The sequence below is a fragment of the Dyadobacter sp. UC 10 genome, from assembly GCF_008369915.1.
Taxonomy (GTDB): domain Bacteria; phylum Bacteroidota; class Bacteroidia; order Cytophagales; family Spirosomataceae; genus Dyadobacter.
In genome coordinates this window covers 2,146,732-2,165,579 of the sequence record NZ_VSRN01000001.1, presented here as the reverse complement: position 1 = coordinate 2,165,579, position 18,848 = coordinate 2,146,732, and the positions used below count along the sequence as shown (strand labels likewise).

17 protein-coding genes are annotated in these 18,848 nt (G+C 45.8%); 12 read left to right on the top strand and 5 right to left on the bottom strand.

The genetic code is table 11. The features are described 5' to 3' along the window. Positions 1-41: 41 nt before the first annotated feature. From FXO21_RS08750 to FXO21_RS08730, 5 genes are all read left to right on the top strand, one after another. Positions 42-3,440: a transglutaminase family protein gene (locus FXO21_RS08750; RefSeq protein ID WP_149639729.1), complete on the top strand. Its 3,399-nt coding sequence runs from the start codon at positions 42-44 to the stop codon at positions 3,438-3,440. Between the two features lie 30 nt (positions 3,441-3,470). After that, positions 3,471-6,029, top strand: a complete 2,559-nt coding sequence (locus FXO21_RS08745; protein ID WP_149639728.1) for a circularly permuted type 2 ATP-grasp protein — start codon at positions 3,471-3,473, stop codon at positions 6,027-6,029. Beyond that, the gene (locus FXO21_RS08740; protein ID WP_149639727.1) at positions 6,019-6,894 is read left to right on the top strand and encodes a transglutaminase family protein; all 876 of its coding nucleotides are present in this window, start codon (positions 6,019-6,021) and stop codon (positions 6,892-6,894) included. Before FXO21_RS08745 ends, FXO21_RS08740 begins: the two co-directional genes overlap by 11 nt. 207 nt (positions 6,895-7,101) lie before the next feature. Next, on the top strand, positions 7,102-8,082 hold the full coding sequence (locus FXO21_RS08735) for a pyruvate dehydrogenase complex E1 component subunit beta (protein WP_149639726.1): 981 nt from the start codon (positions 7,102-7,104) through the stop codon (positions 8,080-8,082). Between the two features lie 194 nt (positions 8,083-8,276). Next, positions 8,277-8,663, top strand: coding sequence for a TraR/DksA family transcriptional regulator (locus tag FXO21_RS08730; protein WP_056291076.1), 387 nt, complete (start codon positions 8,277-8,279; stop codon positions 8,661-8,663). 69 nt (positions 8,664-8,732) lie between these two features. Here FXO21_RS08730 and FXO21_RS08725 read toward each other — a convergent pair whose 3' ends face one another. Beyond that, on the bottom strand, positions 8,733-9,953 hold the full coding sequence (locus FXO21_RS08725; RefSeq protein WP_149639725.1) for a metallophosphoesterase family protein: 1,221 nt from the start codon (positions 9,951-9,953) through the stop codon (positions 8,733-8,735). A gap of 56 nt (positions 9,954-10,009) precedes the next feature. On the opposite strand from FXO21_RS08725, the gene FXO21_RS08720 reads away from it, so the two are divergent. Then, a complete protein-coding gene (locus tag FXO21_RS08720) occupies positions 10,010-10,822 on the top strand; it encodes a polysaccharide deacetylase family protein (RefSeq protein WP_149639724.1) in 813 nt (270 codons plus the stop codon). Positions 10,823-10,833: 11 nt separating this feature from the next. On the opposite strand, the gene FXO21_RS08715 is transcribed toward FXO21_RS08720, so the two are convergent. The 4 genes from FXO21_RS08715 to FXO21_RS08700 all read right to left on the bottom strand — a co-directional run bounded on the left by FXO21_RS08715 (position 10,834) and on the right by FXO21_RS08700 (position 14,125). Beyond that, positions 10,834-11,949 carry an acyltransferase family protein gene (locus FXO21_RS08715; RefSeq protein ID WP_149639723.1) on the bottom strand — a complete coding sequence of 372 codons (1,116 nt, stop codon included), beginning with the start codon at positions 11,947-11,949 and terminating at the stop codon, positions 10,834-10,836. Between the two features lie 12 nt (positions 11,950-11,961). Further along, positions 11,962-12,483: a KdsC family phosphatase gene (locus FXO21_RS08710; RefSeq protein WP_149639722.1), complete on the bottom strand. Its 522-nt coding sequence runs from the start codon at positions 12,481-12,483 to the stop codon at positions 11,962-11,964. Positions 12,484-12,545: 62 nt separating this feature from the next. After that, complete coding sequence (locus tag FXO21_RS08705; protein WP_149639721.1) at positions 12,546-13,349, bottom strand: Rossmann-like and DUF2520 domain-containing protein; 804 nt, start codon at positions 13,347-13,349, stop codon at positions 12,546-12,548. Between the two features lie 47 nt (positions 13,350-13,396). After that, positions 13,397-14,125, bottom strand: a complete 729-nt coding sequence (locus FXO21_RS08700; protein WP_192579194.1) for a 3-keto-disaccharide hydrolase — start codon at positions 14,123-14,125, stop codon at positions 13,397-13,399. Positions 14,126-14,275: 150 nt separating this feature from the next. Between FXO21_RS08700 and FXO21_RS08695 the strand changes: the two genes are divergently transcribed. The 6 genes from FXO21_RS08695 (at position 14,276) to FXO21_RS08670 (ending at position 18,757) form a co-directional block, all read left to right on the top strand. After that, positions 14,276-14,968, top strand: coding sequence for a hypothetical protein (locus tag FXO21_RS08695; RefSeq protein ID WP_149639720.1), 693 nt, complete (start codon positions 14,276-14,278; stop codon positions 14,966-14,968). 239 nt (positions 14,969-15,207) lie between these two features. Then, on the top strand, positions 15,208-15,651 hold the full coding sequence (rplM, locus tag FXO21_RS08690; RefSeq protein ID WP_149639719.1) for a 50S ribosomal protein L13: 444 nt from the start codon (positions 15,208-15,210) through the stop codon (positions 15,649-15,651). A 3-nt stretch (positions 15,652-15,654) separates the two neighbouring features. After that, positions 15,655-16,041: a 30S ribosomal protein S9 gene (gene rpsI / locus FXO21_RS08685; protein WP_149639718.1), complete on the top strand. Its 387-nt coding sequence runs from the start codon at positions 15,655-15,657 to the stop codon at positions 16,039-16,041. 202 nt (positions 16,042-16,243) lie between these two features. Continuing rightward, positions 16,244-17,068, top strand: coding sequence for a 30S ribosomal protein S2 (gene rpsB, locus FXO21_RS08680; RefSeq protein WP_149639717.1), 825 nt, complete (start codon positions 16,244-16,246; stop codon positions 17,066-17,068). A gap of 126 nt (positions 17,069-17,194) precedes the next feature. After that, positions 17,195-18,031: a translation elongation factor Ts gene (tsf, locus tag FXO21_RS08675; RefSeq protein ID WP_149639716.1), complete on the top strand. Its 837-nt coding sequence runs from the start codon at positions 17,195-17,197 to the stop codon at positions 18,029-18,031. Positions 18,032-18,169: 138 nt separating this feature from the next. Continuing rightward, positions 18,170-18,757, top strand: coding sequence for an RNA polymerase sigma factor (locus FXO21_RS08670; protein ID WP_149639715.1), 588 nt, complete (start codon positions 18,170-18,172; stop codon positions 18,755-18,757). The last annotated feature ends 91 nt before the right edge of the window (positions 18,758-18,848 follow it).

The following is an 18,848-nucleotide window of genomic DNA, read 5'->3' as shown; positions in this document are numbered from 1 at the left end:
CTGAATACCAAATTAATTTTGATTATTGTAATACTCCAACTATGGCTATAAAAGTTGCAATTTCGCATAAGACGAAATATAAGTTCGACCGGAGTGTTTCACTTTCACCGCATATTTTCCGACTTCGCCCCGCTCCACATTCCCGCACACCTATTGAAGGTTATTCCCTGAAAATCTCTCCCGAAAACCATTTTATAAACTGGCAGCAGGATCCTTTCGGTAACTATCAGGCCCGTGTCGTTTTTTCGGAAAAAACAACAGAGTTAAGCATTGATGTTGAGGTGATAGCCAAAATGCAGGTGATCAATCCTTTCGATTTCTTTGTGGAAGAATATGCGGACATGTTCCCCTTTCAGTACGAGCCGACGCTAAAAATGGAGCTCGGGCCTTACCTCGAACCCAGAGAATCCGGGCCGCTGCTGATGAATTTTGTCGAAAAGGCGAGGATTAATTGGAATATCAAGACTGTTGATTTCCTGGTGCATTTGAACCAGGAACTTTACAAAGCAATACATTATAATATCCGCATGGAAGCAGGTGTGCAAACCTGCGAAAGTACGCTGAATATTCAAAGCGGTTCCTGCCGGGATTCGGCCTGGCTGCTGGTCCAGGTTTTGCGGCATTTGGGCATTGCGGCGCGTTTTGTGTCGGGGTACCTCGTGCAATTGACCTCGGATGTGAAATCGCTCGATGGTCCCTCAGGCCCCGAAGCGGATTTTACGGATCTCCACGCCTGGACGGAAGCTTATGTGCCCGGCGCAGGCTGGATCGGGCTGGATCCTACTTCCGGGCTATTTGCCAGCGAAGGACATATTCCACTCTGCTGCACACCGGATTACGCCAGCGCCGCTCCTGTTTCAGGAGCAACCGACGTGGCACAGGTTACTTTTGAATTTGATAACAAAGTTTACAGGATACATGAAGATCCACGCGTAACCAAACCCTACACCGAAGAACAATGGGCTTCTGTAATGCAGGTAGGGCATGATGTGGAGAAAGATTTGCAGGAAGGCGACGTGCGTCTTACCATGGGTGGCGAGCCTACCTTTATTTCCATCGACGATTTCGAATCTCCAGAATGGAACACTGCGGCCGACGGACCTATGAAGCGGCAGCTTGCGTATGACCTTTCCCTTAGATTGAAAAAACGCTTCGCACACGGCGGGCTGCTGCATTTTGGGCAAGGTAAATGGTACCCGGGCGAGCAGTTTCCCCGCTGGCAATATGCATTGTACTGGAGAAACGATGGCGTGCCGATTTGGCGCAACGATGAGCTGGTAGCCAAGGAAGGTCAGGCCAAATATACTTTCCAGGATGCGGAGGCTTTTACAACCGAGCTTTCAAAGTATCTTGGTATTGATACCAACAATATTACTCCCGCTTACGAAGACCCTATTTACTGGGCAATGGAGGAAGGCAAACTCCCGCTTAATGTGGATCCCTTAAAGGTTAACCTCAAAGATTCCATTGAAAGAAGAACATTGGCCAAAGTGCTGGAAAGAGGTCTGAACAATCCCGCTGGTTTTGTTTTGCCGGTTAAATGGGACGAAAAAGGCAGTCACTGGACAAGTTCTGTGTGGCAGTTCAGGAGAAATAACTGCTTTCTGATTCCCGGAAATTCGGCGATGGGGTACCGGCTGCCCTTAAAAGCATTGCCCGAAGTAGCCAAAGCGCGCCGCGAAATGCCCGTCGAAAGAAGTCTATTTGAAGATTTGCCTACGTTGGGAGATTATAAATCGGCTGTACAAAATCGATATGGCTCCGTTGCACCGGCTTACGAGCTACCTTCTGGTAGGGGAGAAAGGGAGGATGGAGGAAGGGAGGAAGGTTTATTGTTTGATGTTCCTATTGTGAAGACGGCGATTTGTGTGGAAGAGCGGGATGGGATTATCTATGTTTTCCTGCCACCTATTGATTATCTGGAACATTATCTCGATCTGATTGCCTCCATAGAAGCTACTGCCGAGAAGCTGCAAATGCCGGTACGCATTGAAGGGTATCCGACACCTTCAGACTATCGGGTTCAGAAATTGATCGTGACGCCGGACCCCGGGGTGATTGAGGTGAATATTCATCCTGCTAAAAACTGGCAGGAGCTGGTTGATAATATCAGTGCATTGTATGAAGAGGCTTTCTTTTCAAGATTGGGTACTGATAAGTTTATGGTTGATGGGCGCCACACAGGAACTGGTGGCGGCAACCACGTCACGATCGGAGGCGCGAAACCTGCGGACAGTCCGATATTGCGCCGGCCTGATCTGTTGCGGAGTTTGATCACATACTGGCAGCATCACCCTGCATTAAGCTACCTTTTTGCAGGCCCGTTTATAGGTCCTACCAGCCAGGCGCCCCGGATTGATGAGGGCAGGGATGAAAAATTATATGAAGTAGAGATTGCGTTTGACCAGATTCCCGAAGGCGAAGAAGTGCCTTTCTGGATGGTGGACCGCATTTTCAGAAATCTGCTGGTGGATATTACCGGTAATACCCACCGTTCGGAATTTTGCATGGACAAGCTTTATTCCCCCGATTCGTCGACGGGAAGATTGGGTATCCTCGAATTCCGTGCATTCGATATGCCGCCGCACAAGCACATGAATTTGGTACAAACGTTGCTGATCCGCGCGCTGATCGCCAAATTCTGGAAAAACCCTTACAAGCATAAACTGATCCGCTGGGGTACCGAGCTGCACGATCGCTTCCTGCTGCCGCATTTTGCTTACCTGGATATGGTCGATGTAGTAAATGATCTCAAAGATGCCGGCTACAATTTCGATATCTCCTGGTTTGATCCATTCTTTGAATTCCGTTTCCCGCATTACGGGGGAATTACCGTAGATAATATCCAGCTGGATCTCAGACTGGGGATTGAACCCTGGCACGTTTTGGGAGAAGAACTTTCCAATACGGGAACTGCGCGTTTTGTAGATTCTTCACTGGAAAGATTACAGGTCAAAATCAGCGGATTTGTGGAAGGAAGGCACATTCTGATTTGTAATGGTTGTCGCGTGCCGCTGCGGAGTTCAGGTATAAAGGGAGAATATATTTCCGGAATAAGGTACAAAGCCTGGAACCCACCGTCGGCATTGCACCCTACGATCGGGGCGGATGCGCCGCTGGTTTTTGATATTGTGGATACCTGGAATAACCGTATATTGGGGGGATGTACCTATTTCGTTTCGCACCCCGGCGGGCGGGCTTTTGATACGCATCCTGTGAATGCATTTGAGGCAGAATCCCGCAAGATCAGCTTGTTTCAGGGTTTTGGACATACACCGTCTTCGCGACAGGAAGTGCAGATCAAGGAAGATACGTCGGGCGCAGTTTCCCGTTTCGTAGCGGAAACAAAAAAAGAGATGAAGGCAGACACGCCTATTGAATTAATTAATCCGGAGTATCCGAATACGCTGGATTTGCGTAAATACTGGAAATCGAAATAGGTTTCAGTATTAATCCCCTGCTATCAAATTATGCTTACTGAGGCTTCGGTGAACCTGTTACAATCCTATCAAAGCGGACTGAGCTCTTATGACGAGGTGCTGGACCTGCGCGGTAACATCAAACCGCACTGGAATGCACTTTTCGCGACACTTGAAAAACTGGGTCTGCAAGAGCTGAAAAGCAGGAATCAGGAGATCATTGGAAAACTGCGGGAAAACGGGGTTACCTATAATGTGTACGGCTCGCCCGACGGGATGAACCGGCCGTGGCAGCTCGACCCGATCCCTTTTCTAATAGAACAGAAAGAATGGAATGAGATAGCAAAAGGATTACAGCAGCGCGCGGTGCTGCTGGACCTGATGCTGAAAGATCTGTACGGGCCGCAAAAGCTGGTGCGGGACGGTATCATTCCCGCGGAACTTGTGTTTGATAATACTGGTTTTTTCCGCCCTTGCCACGATATCAGGGTTTCTGGCACAAACCAGCTGACGTTATTCGCGGCCGATATGGCACGCGGTCCCGACGGCCAGATGTGGATCGTCGATAATCGTACCCAGGCCCCGTCAGGCTCCGGATATACGCTTGAAAACCGGGTTGTAATGAGCAAACTGCTGCCCGAGCTGGCAGATGGAATGTACGTAAGTAAGCTTGCGCCCTACTTTAACAGTCTGCAAAGCACCGTTTCCAGGCTTGCCGACAAGAGCAAGGATGCTCCTAATATTGTATACCTCACACCCGGGCCGAGCAACGAAGCTTATTTTGAACACGCTTACCTGGCTTCCTACCTGGGTTACACGCTCGCACAGGGCGACGATCTGCTCGTTCGTAATGGTTGTGTGTGGCTTAAGTCCATTGACGGTTTGCAAAAAGTGGATGTGATACTGCGCCGGATCGACGACGACTGGTGCGATCCACTTGAATTGCGTGAAGATTCCAGGCTGGGTGTCCCCGGCCTTTTGCAGGCGATCAGAATGGGCAACGTGCAGGTATTAAATGCACCAGGAGCGAGTGTGCTGGAAAACCATGCGTTCCTGGCATTTATGGAGAACATTAGCCAGTATTTTTTGGGTGAAAAACTGATCATGCCTTCGGTAGCGACATGGTGGTGCGGGCATACCAAGGAATTGAACTATGTACTCGAACACCTGGATGAGCTGATTATCAAAAAAGGTAATCGGAAAACAAAGTTCAGGTCCATTTACGGCAGGCTATTAAGTTATCAGGAAAAGGAGGAGGTGAAGCGGATGTTATTAAAGAATCCGCACGAATTCATCGCCCAGCAGGAAGTAAGCCTCTCTACGACACCCTCGCTGATCAATGGAAATATAGAACCCCGCTACGCGGCATTGCGGGCATTTATGGTAGCCGATGAAAATGGTTACTACGTGATGCAGGGCGGATTGACGCGGAGCTCGCCTGTAAAAGACAGATTTGTAATCTCCAATCAACATGGCGGGCTTTCGAAGGATACTTGGATTGTTTCGAACAAAACCGAAGAAGCCCAGGAAAAGATAAGTCTGCCAAGCCCTGCGTCGGTGAATAAGCATGTTTCGCTTCCGAGCCGCAGCGCGGAAAACCTTTTTTGGGTAGGCAGGTATTGCGAGCGCACAATGGCGGTGATCAAGTTTATGAATATTACGATCAACGTACTGAACCTCGACAGGAACTTTGGCGGATCTGCCAAGCAGGAGCATATCAAGGTATTACTGCAATCTGTCACGCACTTGTCAGCGACCTATCCGGGATTTCTGGATGAAGAAGTCGATCATTTCCGGGATCCTTATCAAGAGATCATCGATTTGATTTCCAATACCAACCGGCCAGGCTCTATCGCCTCGAATATCGGCGCCTTCCTGAATGCAGTAGGGGCGGTGCGCAACCAGTGGGACCTGGAAACCTGGCGGATCGTGGATCTGATTGATAACGGATTTCACGAAATACGGAATGCATCGAGCATGAACAGTAACAATATTCAGAAAACGCTCGACGGGCTTTTCAACAATATGTTCACATTCCTCGGGGTGATCGCCGAAAGTATGCCACGAGATAACAGTTTTTTGCTTTTTGAAACGGGCAAATTAATCGAGCGTATCCTGTCCAGGATCAGTGTGATACAGTCCAATTTTGGAGTAATCAATTCGCAGGCGGTTGAGAACGAATTGATAGAAGCGACTTTGATCAATCACCATTCGCTGGTCAATTACAGACAGATATATAAATCGCATTTGAGTGTGGAAGCGATGCTGGATATGGTTTTGCTTGAAAAAGCATTACCCTACTCGCTGGTATATATGCTGGATGAATTAAAATGTAATCTGGGAAAACTCCCGACCACAACCCGTGGGGACAGACTGAATGAAGCTGAAAGGTCAGTGTTAAAAGCCGCCACACTTGTCAAGCTTTCGAATGTGGCCGATATGTGTAAAACTGACCGGAATTTCGAACGGAAGGGCCTATTCAATTTACTATCAGAAGTATCCAGGCTGATTTCTTCTGTTTCCACCAGCCTGACAAATATGTATTTCAGCCATACGATCATGCATCATTCCTTTTTTGAACCGGCAGATTACGATACGGATGAAATATAAGCTGGTACACAAGACGAGGTATGAATATGGGCAGGCGGTAAATACTTATCACGGCCTGCTCTGCCTGATGCCGAGGACATTGGCCAATCAATCCTGCAATAATTTCAATATCCAGATCACGCCGAACCCTTCACAGATTGTCGAACGGACGGATTTTTACGGAAACAAAACGCATTATTTTTCATTGCACGCGCCGCACAAAGAGCTCACTGTGCTCACAACGGCTATTGTGGAGCGTACCGTAGAGGATATGGGCTCACTATTTATGCCTTCGGAAATCACTTGTGCAGCGGCGAGGCAGCGGCAAGTAAGCGACCGATCACTCAAAATCGCATTGCTGGAATACATGCTGCCAAGCCCTTCGGTGAAATGGGGACAGAAAATCACAGCATTTGCGCAGGATTGTTTTCAGGAAAATATGCCGCTTTATGAATGCGTCAGAAATCTTTGTCGCAAAATTTATACTGAATTCGACTTTGTGCCCGATTTTACAACGGTAAATACGCCAATCGAGGAGGTACTTGCCACTAAAAAGGGGGTTTGCCAGGATTTTTCACATTTGGCGATCGCGTGCATTCGCAGTTTTGGTTTTGCCGCAAGATATGTGAGCGGGTACCTGGAAACTTTGCCGCCTCCCGGAAAGCCCAAGTTGCAGGGCTCAGACGCTTCCCACGCCTGGATTTCTGTTTTTATCCCCGATTACGGCTGGTGCGATTTTGATCCGACCAATAATGTGGTGCCCGGCGAGCGGCATATTGTGACTGCCTGGGGCCGCGATTACAGTGATGTGCCCCCGTTAAAAGGAATCATTTTCAGCTATGGAAAACATACGCTCACAGTAGAAGTGGACGTAATCCCGGTTTAATGTCCGATCGGGTAAAATTAGCCGGGTTATTTAACCTAATGGTTTTTTGTAAAGATTTGAGAATTGGGCTTGTTTCTCTAATTTTACAAGACGTTTTGAAAACTAGTCTATCAAACCTCTTTTAATGTGACCGGGCAAAGTAGTTGATTTAGTTGGCTGGATTTTTGCGAAGGTTTCTTCTAAGATTAAATAATTATACAATTACGAATGAAAGAATTAGCATTCAGAGATGCCATTCGCGACGCAATGTCGGAAGAGATGCGCCTTGACAAAAGTATCTTTTTGATGGGAGAAGAGGTTGCAGAATATAACGGTGCTTATAAAGCCAGCCAGGGTATGCTGGATGAATTCGGGCCGGAGCGTGTGATCGATACGCCGATTGCCGAGCTTGGGTTTGCGGGTATCGCGGTAGGAGCAGCCGGAAACGGACTTCGCCCGATCGTCGAATTCATGACTTTTAACTTTTCCCTGGTAGCAATCGACCAGATCATCAACAGCGCAGCGAAGATTCTTTCGATGTCTGCCGGTCAATATGGTTGTCCAATCGTATTCCGCGGACCAACCGGAAATGCAGGGCAGCTGGGCGCGCAACACTCTCAGAACTTTGAAAACTGGTATGCCAATACACCAGGTCTGAAAGTAGTTGTTCCTTCCAACGGTTACGATGCAAAAGGACTTTTGAAATCATCCATCCGCGACAATAACCCGGTTATCTTCATGGAATCCGAGGTAATGTACGGTGATAAAATGCAGATCCCTGACGAAGAATACCTGATCCCATTGGGTAAGGCTGATATCAAACGCCAGGGAAAGGATGTTACCATTGTTTCTTTCGGTAAAATGATTCCACGGGTTGTAATGCCGGCCATTCTTCAACTGGAGAAAGAAGGCATCGACGTGGAACTGATCGATTTGAGAACGGTCCGCCCGATCGACTATGCTACTGTGATCGAATCAGTAAAGAAAACGAACCGTTGCGTAATCGTAGAAGAAGCCTGGCCTTTGGCATCGATTTCAACAGAGGTAAGCTATCATATTCAGCGCCACGCATTCGATTATATGGATGCGCCGGTGGTACGTGTTACGAACCGTGACGTGCCTTTGCCTTACGCACCAACCTTGATCGAAGAGATATTGCCTAATGTGAAGCGGGTAGTGGAAGCGGTGAAGTCGGTACTTTACAAATAGGAATACAGTTTTAAAACACAAAGCCATATCCTGAAAGAGGTTGTGGCTTTGTTAGGTTATAGTCCCTCATATCAGTGTTAGTAAGTTTCTTGTAGGAAAGCGGGTACATGCTTTTAATGTGCATAATAGCCGGAATACTCGTATTTTTGTATTTGAAAACGCTCCTTAATATAGATTAACATAATTTCATTAAGATCATGCAAGAAGAACGCACAAGGTATTCAGAGGAAGAATTAAAGGAATTTGAAGAGCTGATTCGTGGAAAGTTGGATGCAACGATGAGTGAGCTGAATTATATTAAAGGAGGATTGAGCAAGAAGAATGACAGCGGTACCGATATCACCGCAGGTTCGGCGAAACTCGTAGAGGATGGAGCGGATGCCAGTGAGCGCGAGAACCTGAGCCAGTTGGCGGCCCGTTTGCAGAAGTATTCGGTTCAGCTCGAAAATGCGTTAATCCGCATTAAAAATGGCACTTACGGAATCTGCATCGATACAGGCAAGCTAATCCCCAAAGAACGCCTGCGCATCGTACCGCACACCCAGCAGACTATTGAAGCCAAGCTGAGAAGAGCGAGCTAAAATTTTGAAAGTCATTAAAAATGAAAACGAGGCGTTTCGAAAGAGACAGCCTCGTTTTTTGTCAAAGGGCTACCCCTCCTCCGTTCCCAATACCTCCCTGAAAACCTCCAACAAACCCTCCGAAGGTTCCTGGCCTTTATTTTTGCTTTTGAAATATTCCTGAAAAAGCTTTTCCATACTCAGCGAAAGGTCGACTCCGGAGGCTGTTTCTGCAAGCTCGGGCTTTTTGATTTGCGGGATGATCTGGATAATGCCGGCATGAGATTCCATTAATCTTTTTTTGTCCGAGGCTTCGAGGTAGTTGTCTGAAACGATTGTTAGTTCAATCAGATCTTCGGGAAATTCGCCCAGCCAGACAATTGCTTCATCAATACTGTGAAAGCTTTTTCTTCTTAATTTTTTGCCTTTCAACAACTCAACCGGGCGGTAGTTTATCAATTTTCCTGCGTCGGCTTCCAATATAACTACATATTTGGTCTGGTTGGACTCCGAAAAACTGTAAGCCAGCGGGCTGCTGGAATACACGGCCGGAGCAGGTTTTTTATCAACCACCTGAAACCTGTGCAAATGCCCCAGCGCAATGTAATGCACATTTTCGGGGAAATTTTCGGTGTAAATCGCCTGTGCGCCTCCGATATGCAGAATCGGTCGCTCTTCTTCAGGCTCTTCCGGGACAGGCTCGCCTTTTTTCATCACAAACAAATGTGTCGCCAGCAGGTTGAAACCTTTATCGTCAAGATATTCGTCGGCCAGCATTTTCCAATGCTCCTGTAAATGCAGGCGGAGCATCTCTTCCGAATCTTCCACGCCCAGAAAAGTTTTCAGTCGCTGTTCATTCGCATAAGGAGTGTGTAAAATACGGAGCGGGAAATCGCAGTTTGGTAAATTTATTTCAATAAATCCTTTTGCTGTCCGCACAATATCTACTTTTCCCTGTGTGCAAAACGGCTTTACCTCGGTATTCGGAAATCCTACGAACAAAATGCCGCAAACCTTGGCCAAAGCGTCGGGTACCTGAATGCGCTCGGGGGAATCGTGGTTACCTGCTATGGCAATAACAGCCCGCGTTCCATTTGCCGACAGCCGGTGCAACGTACTATATAGTAATTCCGTAGCTTCGGAAGATGGATTGAAATTATCAAAAAGGTCACCAGCTATTACAATGGCGTCGACCTGTTCATTTTCAGCAATTTCGCAGATTTCGTCGAGGACCAATCTTTGTTCTTCCAGCCTGGAATAGAGGTCGAGTTTTTTACCAATGTGCCAGTCTGCTGTGTGAAGTATTTTCATTTGTGTGATTAATTTAGCGAAAATAACATTTCATTCCCGAAGTATTGAAATACAGCATGCCCGCAAAAGAGCGAACGATCGCATTGAGATTGCTACTGATTTTGGTTGGATTTTATGGGTTATCCTGCCAGCAAAAAGGCAGCGAGCAAAATCGTGCAGGAATTGCCATTTCCTTTGACGATCATTTTATCAATGAATGGTACGCATTAAGGCCGCTTTTTCAGAAATACGGTGCGAAAGTTACATTTTACATTACCTGCTCCGACAGTCTTTCTTCTGACGAAATCCTGAAATTAAAACAACTTGAAAAGGACGGACACGAAATCGGGTTTCATAGTACCAGGCACGGAAAGTCTACGGAAATTATTGCCGCAGGTGGGCCGGCGGGATATTATGCTGCTGAAATAGAGCCGGGAATGAAATATATGTCGGCGGCAGGATTTCAACCGACTTCTTACGCGCATCCCGGTGGAAATCATAATGATACGGTAGATTCGGTCTTGTACGCAAATGGGTTCAGGATTATCCGCGATGTGGCGATTTCAAAGCGGAAGCTGCTGGGTTTTCAGATATATGCATTGGCGCCCAGGTTGATGCCGTGGATTTATTATGATTTTGATAAACAAAAGTCTGTCGACGCACTATTGATTGATACCGACACCGGGCTGACCGAGGAAGCAATGCGCGAGGCTATTCAAAAGGCAAAAAATACGCATACTGCACTTATGCTGTTTGGTCACGAGCCACTTTATAAATCGCCTGAAAATGGAGAATATGGTTTTAATGTAAGATTTCTGGAAGCGATTTTGAAGGAAGCGAAAGCGCAAAATCTGCATTTCTACAAAATGACTGAGCTGGCGGACCAGTGAAAATTTAGCGCTTATCTCCCGAATTTTTTATCCTTAAATCTCAATAGAGGCTGCTCGAAATAGGTGAAAGACAGCGAAGCAATAGCAATCGAGCCGGCGAATGTCAGAATGTACAATGCGATCTGGTAAGATGTGCCGCTCCAATCGGGCAGGTATTTGTTGAAAATGTTGATTATCAAGACAATTATGACCACGTGATAAAGGTACAGGCCATAAGAAGTTTTTCCAAAATGCTCCATTACCGGATTTTGGAGGCTGACAATGGACTTGGGGTTGCAGGATACATTGAGAATGAAGAATGCGAAAAACAAGGCGTAAACTTCCAGAAAGCCAAAGAAATGCACGCCGGAGAAGAACAGGATGAGCAGCAGCGTGTACGCGACAATCTGGATATCCTTCCTGAAAATAATATCGAGAACCGAATTTTTATTGGTGTAAACCAGCCAGGCGCATAAACCGCCCAGCGCCATCGTCTGTATCCTGAACTGACCCAAGAAAGTACTGATCATCGAATTCCTGATTTCTTCGGCTGGATCAATGAGCTCTAAGCCAAAGTACAGCAGCGCCGCACTTAATGTCAGAAATAAAATTAGGATCGGAATGCTTCTTCTGGGGTATTTGATCAGCCACGGCCAGAGATAATAAAACTGTTCTTCCACGCCAATCGACCACGTTTGCGCGCACCAATAGGGAAGATCATATAAAACGAAAGCGTAATTCGGAAATACCAGCAGAAGTAACAACAATCGCTCAGCTGCGTCGGTGGCGAGCTTTTCGTCGATGCCGGGGTAATCCAGCAGGTCAATATGCGGGAATACAAAAAAGGAAAGCCCGATGATCAGGAAGTAAATGGGCCAGATGCGGAATACGCGACGCAGATAGAATTTTTTTGCATCCACATTCCCGAAACGGCCTTTTTCATCCAATAATAAATAGGTGATAAGAAAACCGCTCAGCACGAAAAATAATCCTACCCCAAGCCTGCCCGCGTGTTGCACGATCGGCAATTCATAGATATTCGCAATTCCCAATGCGTGTTTGGCTTGTTCCAGGTGATGAAAAATAACCAAAACCGCAGCAATGCAGCGAACGCCATTTAAATTAGGGAAGTAACGCCTTTTTTCCACTTCGGATTTCAATTATTCAAACCACGCCATCCATTTCCCCTGAACCTTCATTACCTGTTCGATCAGGTCGCGGACTGCTCCGTGTCCGCCATTTTTAGGAGAAATGTAGTCGGATAAGGCAAGGATTTCTTCTGCTGAATCGGCCGGGCAGGCTGCGAGCACGCCTGTTCGCATTACTTCGTAGTCGGGCAGATCGTCGCCCATGAAGACAATCTCATTTAGATTCAAACCGGTTTCCGCAAGGTATTTTTTAAATACAGGCAACTTGCCGTCGGGAGAAGTACCAATGAAAATATCCTTCATGCCCAGGTATTCAAGCCGCTTGCGCACACCCATTTGACTTTGGGCAGAAATAATGGCGACCCTGTAACCCATTTTGATTGCGCGGTTGATACCATAACCGTCACGCACATTAAAAATGCGTGGCTGCTCGCCGCTTTCGAGGGCGATTACGCTGCCGTCGGTCATGACACCGTCGATATCAAAAATGAAAGTGGTAATCTGGCTAAAGCGCTCCGTTAGCGTAGAACTCATGAAACTGGTCAATTGAGAATGCTGCAAATATAGGCTAACTTTTTTCGGGACGACAGGTTTTGCTATTTCGAGATATAGGTATTCCTGATTTTGTCAGTCAACAACCTGTAAATTTCGGTCCAGTCTTCATTGGTTTCCTGTAAATATTCCAGGTGCCGCCCGGTTGTTTTCCAATCTCCGCGCCGCGCCGGGCCGGTTTGTCCGAGCGAGGGATCATTGGATTGCAATGCTTTGGAGATAGTGGTTTTTATCAATGGTTTCAGCAGATCAAAGTCCAGCTGCTCTCTTTCCAGCAGTTCGTGCGAAATGCTGAGGAGGTAATTGGTGAAATTATTGGCAAAAACTGCGGCTACGTGCAAAATAAATCGCTCGTCGGAATCGGTCCTGCTCACCTGATCACTCACACTTTGGGCAAGCTGGATCAACTTATTTTCAATCAGTTCGTTTTTTGATTCAATGCAAAACGGCAGCTCGCGATAATCCATTTCCGCGTCTTTGGTAAAGGTCTGCAAGGGATAAAATACGCCGGTATGAACAAACACGTCGCTATAAATCTCCACCAGGTTCTGAAATTCCGCCAGGGAACGCGTACCGGAAGTATGCACAAGAATAACGCCCTCGGGTAAAACAATCCGTTCCAGCACACTTTCGATGGCATCGTCGCTCACAGCGATGACGATGATTTCAGCCTCGCTTTCAGAGAAATTGAGATCGGGCTGGATATTGGTATCGTACAGATTGGAAGCCAGCTGCCGGGCCTTTTGTGTGTCCCTGCTATAAACTTCGCAAATCCAGTGACCGGCATCCTCGAATGCCTGGGCCAGGTGCCAGGCGACGTTGCCGGCGCCAACGAAGGAGATTTTCATGTAAAAAGTGAATTTATATCTGTCCGTAAGTTAAGCCGGGAAACAGGTCAGTTGACGAGCGGCGCGGTTTGTTCGGGGGAAGTAATGCCGCCCGGCAGTTCCATAATCCGCATATTCCGGAAATGGATTTCGGCGCCCTCTGCTTCCAGGCAGATGTAACCTTTTTTGCGCTCTGAGGCCCGCAGCCCATTCACGAATTTACCGTTCACAGATAGTTTCACCGTTCCGTCGACGCAAACGACAACATATTTATTCCATTCGCCTTTTCCTTTGCAGCGTTTTTCGAGGGATTTACTTCTGATACCACGCGGATTATCGGGAATAGCAGTCATGCCCATGGTTGGAAACAGCTCGCCATGCACATAGTCTTCTGTTGCGTTGTGCTGGGGCGCGTATTCGAGTTCCAGCATTTGTACTTCGATTGCTTTTGTAAGCGGATCATGTTCCTGCGGCGTACCTTCGCTCCAGACAAATATCCCGGAGTTGCCGCCGGCTTCCATGTGTTTCCATTCTACTTCCAGTATGAAATTTTCGTATTGCCGGTCAGAGCGCATTACTCCGATCGGTTTACCCGAACAGATCAGTGTGCCGTTTTTCACCTTCCAAGTCTCATTGGAAGTATTTACATCAATCCAGCCGTCAAGGTTTTTTCCATTAAATAGGGGGCGAAAACCTAACTTATCAACGTCCTGAGCGAGCAACGCAGAAGAATGCAACGTCAGATACAGCAGAAATCCGAGCTTTAATAGCTTCGGTCCAGTAAAGAGATTTGTCATGGGTTTAGGTGGTAAAGATTAATAATTATTCAAATCTGCATTCGTATCGGAAATCCGCAATATCGCAAATCTTCGCATCCTGCAAACTATATTTGCTTCATTGGATCTTTTTAACATATCTTTTCGGGATATAACATTTCTATTTTACGAATGAAGGCTCTCCACATACTACCGTTTTTGACATTTATAATATTAAGTAATGCTGTAACCGGCCAGCGACAGTCACAGGTTAGTGCAGGAGTAGATGTAGGTTCAGGCTTTAACAGTAACTCATGGGCTCCGTCTGTGCTTTATCATGAAGAGATAAGCCCAAATAGTGTTCCCTGGCTGCGGTTTGGACTGGGACTCAGGGCCTGGGGCTATTATGCGGGGCGAACAAATCTTTATTCCAAAAAGTCGGACGCAGATTTTCTGGAATACAACAATGTATCTGCGAACGGGATCAGTTTTGTTGCAGGGATTAATTTCCGGTTCTGGCGGATCGACCTTGGCGTAAATACTGATCTGATCGGAGCGTCATTTGGTTCAAAACGGCGCGGAGCGTATGATAAAATTGAGGGAAACGGTACAGGAAAGCCCAATTATGGTCAATGGCTCACTACTTCTCCAGTAATATTCAATCTGGCCCCGCTGGCTTTGAAAAATTACAATGGACAATCTGAGGTGTACGCCAGAATATTTCTCACCAAAAGATTTGGATTGAAGTTAGGATATGTTCACGGTCAAATAGCCTATTTGACCAAAGACAGAAATGGCAATAAAATGTTGCTGGACAACAGCCAGCGCCGGGTTTACAATTTCTATGGGCTGCCTTATGCGGCATTGAGCTTCCCTATATACTAGCACTACCGGTCTTCATTCAATTTGGCTTATTCAGATTCTGCCGGTTCACAAATGCAGGATCGCAGGTAGTGTAACTTCGTTTATCACTAAAAACCGTGGCCTGCCCTGTCACTGCACGAAATTTCCAAAACATACTTGTAATTCAATTTGTTAAACTCTATATTTGCACTCCCATTTTGCGATGGGACTGTCTTATTACAGTGTAATATATTGAAAATCAATTAAATTTTTTGTTAATCGTGGATACGTTAAGCTACAAAACCATCTCGGCGAACAAAAACACAGTAAACAAGGAGTGGGTTGTTGTGGATGCTCAGGATTTAGTACTTGGTCGTTTGGCCAGTGAAGTTGCTAAAATCATCAGAGGCAAGCACAAAACCAGTTACACCCCTCATGTGGATTGTGGCGATAACGTAATTGTTATCAACGCCGATAAAATTAAGTTGACAGGTAAGAAGATGACCGACAAAATTTATGTTCGTCATACTGGCTATCCAGGAGGTCAACGTTTTCAAACTCCCCGTGAGTTGCTCGAAAAACACCCTGCGCGTGTAATCGAGAAAGCCGTGAGAGGCATGCTTCCAAAGAACCGTTTGGGACGTCGTTTATTTACAAACCTGTTTGTTTACGCGGCGGCAGAACACCCGCACAGCGCTCAGCAACCAAAACAAATCCAGTTGTAATTCATGGAAGTGATCAACACAATAGGTAGAAGAAAAACAGCCGTGGCTCGTATCTATATGACGCCAGGTAAAGGAGATATCAAAGTAAACGGCCGCGATTACAAGGAATACTTTCCATTTGAAGTTCATCAGATCGTTCTTCAGCAGCCTTTCGTAACAATTAGCGGAAGCAATGGTTATGACATTAAAGTGAACGTAAGAGGTGGTGGAATCTCAGGTCAGGCAGAAGCAATTCGCATGGCTGTTTCCCGCGCTTTGGTTGAGTACAACGGAGAATTCCGCGGCGCCCTTAAAAAAGAAGGATTCCTTACCCGTGACCCACGTATGGTTGAGCGTAAGAAATACGGACGCGCTAAGGCGAGAAGAAGATTCCAGTTCTCGAAACGTTAATAAAAAATGGTCATTAGTGGTCATTCATATTCATTAGGTCATGTATTGTTCTTTATTATTTGAAACAACAAATGACCATTTATGAGAACGAATGACCGCGCGGCGGACCGCAATTAATGACTGAAAATTGTCCAGACGTTGCTTATCGTGCCCGATGCTTCGTGCTGCGTAATTTCAAAAACATTCAAAATTTTAATCTGCAATGGCACAAATAGAATATAAAGAACTATTGGATGCAGGTGTGCATTTTGGCCACCTTACCCGCAAGTGGGATCCGCGTATGGCTCCATATATCTTCATGGAGAAGAACGGGATCCACATCATAGACCTGAACAAAACTCTGAGCTGCATCAATGACGCTGAGGCTGCGTTGAAGCAAATCGTTCGTTCGGGACGTAAGATCATGTTTGTTGCTACTAAAAAACAAGCGCAGGAAATCGTAACGGAAGAGGCAAAACGCCTTAAAATGCCTTACGTAACTGACCGCTGGTTGGGTGGTATGCTTACAAACTTCGGTACTATTCGCAAGTCTTTGAAAAAAATGCAGACTCTTGAGAAGATGCTAAAAGACGAAACCACGGTTAGCAATATCGCGAAAAGAGAACGCCTGATGCTTACACGTGAAAAGGATAAACTGGAAAGAGTTTTAGGTGGTGTAGCTGACCTAACCCGTCTTCCTGCTGCCCTTTTCATCGTTGATGTAAAACGCGAGCACATTGCGGTTGCAGAAGCAAAAAGATTGAACATACCCATCTTTGCGATCTGCGATACCAATTCAAACCCAGAACTGGTTGACTTCCCAATTCCAAGTAATGATGATGCTTACAAAGCAATCTCATTGATCACGCTGGCAATCGGAAAAGCGATCGAGGAAGGTTTGATGGAACGCAAACAAGATAAAGACGATCAGCGCATGGTAGAAGAGGAAGAAGCTAAACGTCAGGTTGACAAAGGCAATGAGGAAGCTGCTCCTGCACCACGTGCAGAAGTTGCTGAGGAAGCGGCAGCTGACGGTGGAGAAGAATAATAATTAGGGCGATATGGCCTGGGTTTTCAATCCTCGTTTGTATCTGATTAGATAAAAATAGCCCATAGCCATTTTGCTATGGGCTATCATTTTTTTAAAGAATAATAAACATATTAAAATCAAATCATGGCAATTACCGCACAAGATGTAAACAAACTCCGCCAAATGACAGGCGCGGGCATGATGGATTGTAAAAAAGCACTTCAGGAAGCTGATGGTGATTTTGACAAAGCCGTTGATATTCTTCGCAAACAAGGGCAGAAGGTGGCTGCAAAGCGTGCAGATAACACTGTATCTGAGGGTGCTGTACTGGTTAACATCAGCGCAGACGGAACAAACGGCAAATTGGTGGCGCTAGCTTGCGAAACCGAGCCTGTTTCTAACGTTGAAGATTTCAAAAATCTGGCGCAAAGCATTTTGGACAAAGCATCGGCTGACAATATTGCTGACAAAGAAGCATTGCTTTCTGCGCCTTTGGCGGACGGACGCCCCGTTAGCGAGCACATTGTTGACCTGGTTGGTAAACTGGGAGAGAAACTTGAAATTGTTGCTTATGAAAATGTAACGGCCGATCAGGTTGTTCCATATATCCACTCCAATGGCAAATTGGGCGTCTTGGTAGCATTCGGCGGCGTTAACGGAACAGACGTTAATGAGCTGGGTAAAGACGTGGCGATGCAAATCGCTGCTATGAAGCCCATCGCGCTGGATAAAGATGAAGTAGATGCGGCGACAATCGAGCGTGAAATAGAAGTAGGTAAAGAGCAGGCACGCGCAGAAGGTAAACCGGAGGCAATGCTTGAAAAAATTGCACAGGGAAAATTGCAGAAGTTCTATAAAGACAATACTCTTTTGAACCAGGAATTTGTAAAGGATTCATCTCTGACAATTCGCCAATTGCTGGAAAAAACGGGCAAAGGCTTAACAGTTACGTCTTTTAAGCGTGTGGCAATCGGAGGATAAGCTTTCCTGAAAAGAAAAATAATGTTGACAACGCCTGGTATGTACTTGTATACCAGGCGTTGTTTTTTAATATTTACAAAAAATTGAGTGCCCTCTTATTTTTGTTATACACACTATTAGTAATATTTCGACTACCGGATGATTGAAAATCTATTTAACGATTATGTCCCGCATCATGCATCTGACGAAGAATTAGTTAAGCTTTTCTTAGATTCCAGCGACAATTTTTACTTCCAAAAACTCTACGAGCGGTACGTGCTCAGAGTGTATCAAAAATGTCTTTCATTTACAAAAGACACTTCCAGGGCCCAGGACCTTACACATGACATATTTCTTAAACTGCTTTCCAGAATGAGCACGTTTAAGGAAGACGCCAAATTTTCAACCTGGCTCTTTTCGATTACTTACAACCACTGCATGGACCTGGTGCGATCTGGCAAAAGACGGATTGTAACCATATATTCTGAAAATGCAGATCAGGAAGATGATTTCGATATTCAAAAAATTTTTGAACTGGAGGAGATAAATACCATCAGTTTGAAAGCAGCGCTTAGCCATCTTAATCTGGAAGAAAAGGCGCTTTTGTACTTAAAGTATCTCGATAACCGAAGCATCCGTGAAATATCAATTATATTTAAAATGACGGAAAGTGCGGTGAAAATGAGGTTGATGCGATCAAGGGAGAAGCTCAGGAAAAAGTATCTGGAAACAGTTCTATTCAGCTAATTTTTAATATTTTCAAAAAATCCCTTTCTTTGAACCTCGCGACACTCAACCTTTCTGAAATAGTTTTATATTAAAACTCAATGATTTCACT

Excerpts from the sequence above, each read along its gene's own strand:
- FXO21_RS08705 (WP_149639721.1), bottom strand. The coding sequence starts at position 13,349 with ATGAAAATCTCCTTCGTTGGCGCCGGCAACGTCGCCTGGCACCTGGCC.
- rpsB (WP_149639717.1), top strand. The coding sequence starts at position 16,244 with ATGGCACAAATAGAATATAAAGAACTATTGGATGCAGGTGTGCATTTT.
- FXO21_RS08750 (WP_149639729.1), top strand. The coding sequence starts at position 42 with ATGGCTATAAAAGTTGCAATTTCGCATAAGACGAAATATAAGTTCGAC.
- FXO21_RS08695 (WP_149639720.1), top strand. The coding sequence starts at position 14,276 with ATGAAGGCTCTCCACATACTACCGTTTTTGACATTTATAATATTAAGT.
- FXO21_RS08740 (WP_149639727.1), top strand. The coding sequence starts at position 6,019 with ATGAAATATAAGCTGGTACACAAGACGAGGTATGAATATGGGCAGGCG.
- FXO21_RS08710 (WP_149639722.1), bottom strand. The coding sequence starts at position 12,483 with ATGAGTTCTACGCTAACGGAGCGCTTTAGCCAGATTACCACTTTCATT.
- FXO21_RS08700 (WP_192579194.1), bottom strand. The coding sequence starts at position 14,125 with ATGACAAATCTCTTTACTGGACCGAAGCTATTAAAGCTCGGATTTCTG.
- FXO21_RS08745 (WP_149639728.1), top strand. The coding sequence starts at position 3,471 with ATGCTTACTGAGGCTTCGGTGAACCTGTTACAATCCTATCAAAGCGGA.
- FXO21_RS08735 (WP_149639726.1), top strand. The coding sequence starts at position 7,102 with ATGAAAGAATTAGCATTCAGAGATGCCATTCGCGACGCAATGTCGGAA.
- FXO21_RS08725 (WP_149639725.1), bottom strand. The coding sequence starts at position 9,953 with ATGAAAATACTTCACACAGCAGACTGGCACATTGGTAAAAAACTCGAC.
- rpsI (WP_149639718.1), top strand. The coding sequence starts at position 15,655 with ATGGAAGTGATCAACACAATAGGTAGAAGAAAAACAGCCGTGGCTCGT.
- FXO21_RS08720 (WP_149639724.1), top strand. The coding sequence starts at position 10,010 with ATGCCCGCAAAAGAGCGAACGATCGCATTGAGATTGCTACTGATTTTG.
- tsf (WP_149639716.1), top strand. The coding sequence starts at position 17,195 with ATGGCAATTACCGCACAAGATGTAAACAAACTCCGCCAAATGACAGGC.
- FXO21_RS08670 (WP_149639715.1), top strand. The coding sequence starts at position 18,170 with ATGATTGAAAATCTATTTAACGATTATGTCCCGCATCATGCATCTGAC.